The sequence below is a fragment of the Pseudaeromonas pectinilytica genome (assembly GCF_054780855.1).
This window is the reverse complement of record NZ_BAAGVN010000114.1, coordinates 1-5,275: the sequence shown is the minus strand read 5'-3', so window position 1 is coordinate 5,275 and position 5,275 is coordinate 1. Positions and strand designations below refer to the sequence as shown.

The 5,275-nt window shown below is 48.9% G+C and carries 5 protein-coding genes and 2 tRNA genes; 5 read left to right on the top strand and 2 right to left on the bottom strand.

All coding sequences use genetic code 11. The features are described 5' to 3' along the window. Nucleotides 1-123: 123 nt before the first annotated feature. The 4 genes from ACYVG7_RS08445 (at nt 124) to ACYVG7_RS08430 (ending at nt 3,622) form a co-directional block, all read left to right on the top strand. Nucleotides 124-2,544, top strand: a complete 2,421-nt coding sequence (locus tag ACYVG7_RS08445; protein ID WP_460882713.1) for a hypothetical protein — start codon at nt 124-126, stop codon at nt 2,542-2,544. 445 nt (nt 2,545-2,989) lie between these two features. Next, nucleotides 2,990-3,304, top strand: a complete 315-nt coding sequence (locus tag ACYVG7_RS08440; protein WP_460882712.1) for a hypothetical protein — start codon at nt 2,990-2,992, stop codon at nt 3,302-3,304. 160 nt (nt 3,305-3,464) lie between these two features. After that, nucleotides 3,465-3,540 (top strand) — tRNA-Thr (locus tag ACYVG7_RS08435). 6 nt (nt 3,541-3,546) lie between these two features. Next, nucleotides 3,547-3,622, top strand: a tRNA-Phe gene (locus ACYVG7_RS08430). A gap of 53 nt (nt 3,623-3,675) precedes the next feature. On the opposite strand, the gene ACYVG7_RS08425 is transcribed toward ACYVG7_RS08430, so the two are convergent. Further along, nucleotides 3,676-4,239, bottom strand: a complete 564-nt coding sequence (locus ACYVG7_RS08425) for a substrate-binding periplasmic protein (protein ID WP_460882711.1) — start codon at nt 4,237-4,239, stop codon at nt 3,676-3,678. A gap of 678 nt (nt 4,240-4,917) precedes the next feature. Between ACYVG7_RS08425 and cspE the strand changes: the two genes are divergently transcribed. Beyond that, on the top strand, nt 4,918-5,127 hold the full coding sequence (gene cspE / locus ACYVG7_RS08420) for a transcription antiterminator/RNA stability regulator CspE (RefSeq protein ID WP_460882710.1): 210 nt from the start codon (nt 4,918-4,920) through the stop codon (nt 5,125-5,127). On the opposite strand, the gene ACYVG7_RS08415 is transcribed toward cspE, so the two are convergent. Beyond that, the coding region (locus ACYVG7_RS08415; protein WP_460882714.1) for a hypothetical protein at nt 5,044-5,275 on the bottom strand (232 nt) is incomplete at its 5' end. The genes cspE and ACYVG7_RS08415 overlap by 84 nt on opposite strands.

Genomic DNA, 5,275 nt, shown 5'->3' with positions numbered 1-5,275 from the left:
CAGGCTCTGCTGTCTGAATGAACAATATTTGTTCGAATGTATGGGGTTGTTCAAAGTATAAACACTGATGCGTCAGCCCTGGAGTGGTGCCCAGTAGAAACCGCAAATACTCACGGCTTAGTCGTGCATGAACGCAACCGAATACTCAGCTATCAAATATATGTAATTAATGATGAGAATCAACATCTGGGCAAAGTTTACTATCCAGTAGCTGAGGATAAACGTTATGAAATGGGTGAGTTCATATCTCTTGTCATCCTTGATTGCATCAGAGCTGAGCTAATCACTGATGTACCATCAGAAGTGAATATATATTGCCACTTCATGAGGGCCGACGTTGCTTCTTTTGATTCATTCTGGGATGTAAAGACACGCTTTTCGGGACAATCAGGCTCTGTCAGTGGTCGGATAACAACTTCTTATGGTGAAGAGCCTGACGATGATAAACGAGCCCCTCTACCCACTCTGGTTTTAAAGGATGCTAGTGGTGAACCTTACCGCTGTGCCATCAATTTCATTGACACTCTTTACCTAACGCCCAATAAAACGTCGCTGCAAAAAATGGGCGAAATGCTGAACTTGCCAAAGTACGAACTACCAACTGGATTTAGCAAGGATCGAATGGATGTCCTGCTTTCTCAGAATCGTGAAGCATTTGAGGCCTACGCTCTGCGCGATGCTGAAATCGCTGTGAAGTACACGTTGAAAGTGAAGGATTTCCTAACCGCTCGGTTTGGTATAAACAATTTACCCCGCTCACTAGGGGCTACAGCTGTCCGATACTTTCTGAACCTATTGGATCGCGACGGATTAAATTATTGGCATACGTTTGGGATGACCGAACGGAGTACGGAAATCTGGAATACTAAAACAGGGAAAGTCGTAACCAAGAAGAGTTTGCTCCCAACCCCTGCCCGACAATTCTGTGAAGGGTTGGCTACATCCTGTTATCACGGGGGGCGCAATGAAACATTCATGATCGGCCCATCGCGCATTGCCGACTGGTTTGATTGGGACCTGAAGGGGGCTTATACCACTGGCTTATGCGATCTCCTAATCCCTGACTATACGCAGATCAGGATGGCCTCATCTCCCCATGACTACATCGGCCATGTCATGGGTTTTGCTTATATACGTTTCAAATTCCCCGAGACTACCCGCTTCCCTTGTCTGGTTGTTCGATCCGACAGGTATGGCCTCCGCTTCCCTCTTGAAGGATATTCCTATGCTACGGCACCGGAAATCGAGTTAGCCCTTCAAATGGGGGCGGATATCACTATCCAGCATGGGGTGATTGTACCTTGGATGGAGGGCAGCAAACCCCTCTTCGAAACTTTTACTCGTCGGATACAGACCATGCGCACTGAGTACCCGAAGAAGAGTCTTGAGGAGGTAATGATCAAGGAAATAGGAAACAGTCTTTATGGCAAGACTGCGCAAGGGTTGAGTGGACAGACAGCTTTTGACGTGAAAACAGGATTATCAAAAACATTGGAGCCTTCCAAAGTTACAAATCCGTACATGGCCGCGCATACCACAGGGCTGATCCGGGGTGTAATCGGTGAGTTATTAAACCGTATCCCCGCGCATCGCACTGTTATCAGCGTGACAACCGATGGCTTCTTAACTGACGCGACCGAGGAAGAATTAGACCTGAGCGGCCCTCTTTGCCGTCGCTATCAAGCGCTGTGTAATGCCCTACATGGTACTGCTGATGACCCCGCTCCCATGCTGGAGCTCAAACATCATGTCCGGCAAATCGTATCGATCAAAACGCGAGGTCAATGCACTTCCGAAACTGGGCGCACCGAACCTGTGCTGGCAAAAGCTGGTGTTAAAAGCCATGGAACTACAGTTGAACAAAATGAACAAATCTTGAAACTGTATTTGGAGCGTGAACCTGACACAAAAACTGATGCGTCACATTTAATCAGCCTACGCGAGCAATGGCTGTCGGAGCGGGATCTTGTAGAAATCCGGAAAAGTGTACGGCTCAGTTACGAATTTGACCAGAAGAGGCAACTGATCAACCCCTGCATGACATCGGTTCGGGATCGAGCACACCTGACTTGCGACTCTATCCCTTGGCGTACCGAAGCCCAGGCTGATCTGGCACGCGCCAGATTTGATGGTTGGAGAGAAGATTACTGTCTAAAAACGCTGGAAGACTGGGAAAGTTGGGAGGACTACTTTGAGTCGTCCATCGCGGTCCAAGGCACCAAACTACGAGTCACTGATGAAGGATCTGAAGGAATTCTGGTGCGTATATTGTTACGCGCGATGACCCAGAAAAAGTGGTTTACGCATAACTTACTCCATCGGGAGATTGCGGAGCTATTCACCCTAGCTGGCTATCCGACTACCGTCGATACCTGTAAAAATAATCGCAAGGGACTGTTACTTGAACACGTTGTTCCAGTGACTAATAGGGTACTTCGTTTGCTGGCTCGTTTACGACAGCAACTGCCGCAGATCCCTTTAGAACCGCTGTTTGCGCCTGAACGGCTCGACGAAGTTCGACGGCGACTCCTCGCTATTGAATGAACATCACGTCCTGAGTAACGCATTACCGTTTGAGACCTAAACGGATGGGGTGGGGGAGTTATGTCCGTATGGGATATAGCGTGAACCCCCTCCCCCCAATTCCGTATCTGACATTCCAATCGTGGTCAATTCATCGATTCACAAATTGATCAGTGTCTCATGTCCTAGTTCTATCCTTGATTTCGGCGCACTGCGGAATCAGTATCATGAGTAGATCACGAGTAAAACGGTTGTGCCCTCAGCTATATATCCCACTATTATCTCGTTGCTGGTTGCCAAGAGTCGGTTACCCCAGTACCCCCTCCTACCCCGAATCATCGTCCGTGACTACTGTAGTCCCCGGCATCCCTACGCTCTCCCCAGTTTCAACAATTAACTAAGGATGAGTGCGTGTTTTGACGCCGCCCATCACCATCATCAAGGTTAATCAACTCTGGAGGGTCTTATGACTACTACGATCACCGCTCGTCCATCCCCCGTAACACTCAAAGCTAGCCAGGAGATTGAGGCTTTTGCCCACATTCTTACTCACGACAACATGTTTGGTCCGCCACGCGGCTGTTACTCTCCAGGCATGCTCAAGCAGCTCTGCGAGCGCCATCTGACAGTCATGAATGATGATCTCGAATTTCATTCGCTGGTATTGAAATTGATTGATACGAAGCCCTCTTGGGGTCGTGTGATATTCAGCAATGAATTGGCAAGTCTTGCCGAACAACGATATGGCATTCAGATGCGCCGTTGGTTTGCGAAGGGATAAAATGAAAGAGGGCATCCTGATGAGGGATGCCCTTGTTTTAATGAGTTGAAAATCCGCGTGTCCGTGGTTCGATTCCGCGTCTGGGCACCATTTTCAGGCAAGTTCGCAGTAGCGAATTGGCAACAGGTTCAAGGTACGAGAGTACAACAAGATAAAGTGTGCCGGCTTAGCTCAGTAGGTAGAGCAACTGACTTGTAATCAGTAGGTCACCAGTTCGATTCCGGTAGCCGGCACCATTCTTCGCCCAGATAGCTCAGTCGGTAGAGCAGCGGATTGAAAATCCGCGTGTCCGTGGTTCGATTCCGCGTCTGGGCACCATCTACAGCAAGGCCTCACAGCAATGTGAGGCCTTTTTGTTTATCGCCTCACCCTCAGTCATCGAGCTGCAATAATCCGCGATTCAATGCATTGCGTACCCGCTCGCCTGCGGCATCATGGCGGAAACAGGCCACCAACTGCATCTGTCCGAGCAAGCGAGAAACCAGTCGCAAGCGCCAGGATAGCGCCTTGATCTCGGGATCATGACGCAGCAAATAGCGGTATAAAACCGGATCAATAACCGCCAGCTCGATCCGTCCCCGGAGTAGTTTCTTTAAGTTGGCGATATCGTTTTGAGCCTCATCGATAACCAGCGTCTTGCGAGCCACCAGGGCATCGAATTCAGGAGTATTGATGTAGCCTGCGACCGTACCAATACGATAGCCAGCCAAATCCTCTAGGCGCAGCCAATCAATAGGAGGCAAACGAGCATCCTGAATGAATGCCAAAGGCGCCTGCAATATGGGATCCGAACAGTAAAACTCGTGCTCCCGTTGAGGCGATGCATACTCAGGGAAAACACCGATATATGAGGTGGAGTGCTGAACCATGGCGACAGCCCGTTTCCAGGGCAAAAAACGGATCTGCAGTTGGTAACCTTCATGCGCCAATGCCATCCGCACTCGTTGGCTAATGATGCCCTGGCCCGGGAGCCGTTCACTCACGTAGGGAGGCCATTCGAGAGAGGCCATCAGTACAACTGGATCTGCAGCCCAAGACCCGGCACTCCAACAGATGCCAAACAACATCCATAGCGTCTTTAAATGCCGATTCATCACAGCCCCTTGTGGCTGTATCTACATACTGAAGACTGTAACAGTCAGCTCAAGAATTGCCCACAAACAGCCGTCGTCACCCGGCCAGCACACATGATGGCCGAATCAATCCAGGAGATCTGGCGCAGTTAACGATTCTAGATGGCAGCTAAAGAGCTAGCGAGAGTGAGTACGAGGGACAGCGAACGTCACACGTTCCTGGACATAAAAGTCTGTAAATTCTGTAAGTTATCTATTATTCATCCCCCCCAGAACCATTCCCCCCCCTTCAGGCTGCTACATCTTTTTTACTTAATTTAAGATATTTGATTGCAATGCCGGAAATTTACGCGTAAGTTAGGCGACATGTCTTGAGAGAGACAGAGAAAAAGTAACAAATAGTTGTTCCTTCTTGCCTTACGCACTTCTTATGAAGTTCCGTCATTCTAGAATACTCCTTCATTGTTAACTCCTTTATCTTTGTCCACTCCATAGAACGTCACACAGAAACACAATTGCATCAAATATTCAGGAGACATTATGTCTAGCACCACTGGTACCGTTAAATGGTTTAACGAAGAAAAAGGTTTCGGTTTTATTTCTCAAAGCAATGGCGGCCCGGACGTTTTCGTTCACTTCCGCGCGATTGTTGGCGATGGTTATAAGTCACTGGCCGAAGGTCAGCGCGTAACTTTCACCGTTGAAAACGGTCAGAAAGGCCCGCAAGCTGCGAACGTAGTTCCAGCCTAAGCCAAAAAAGGGAGGATGCTCCGCATCCTCTTTTTCTTTCAGCTCCCGTATTAACCCCTCGCCATAAAACGGCGCTGTTCCCTTTACGTGTTGTTGACTATTTTCACCCCACCCGATAACCAGGATTTTGCACTGTTGGGCTCTTGGT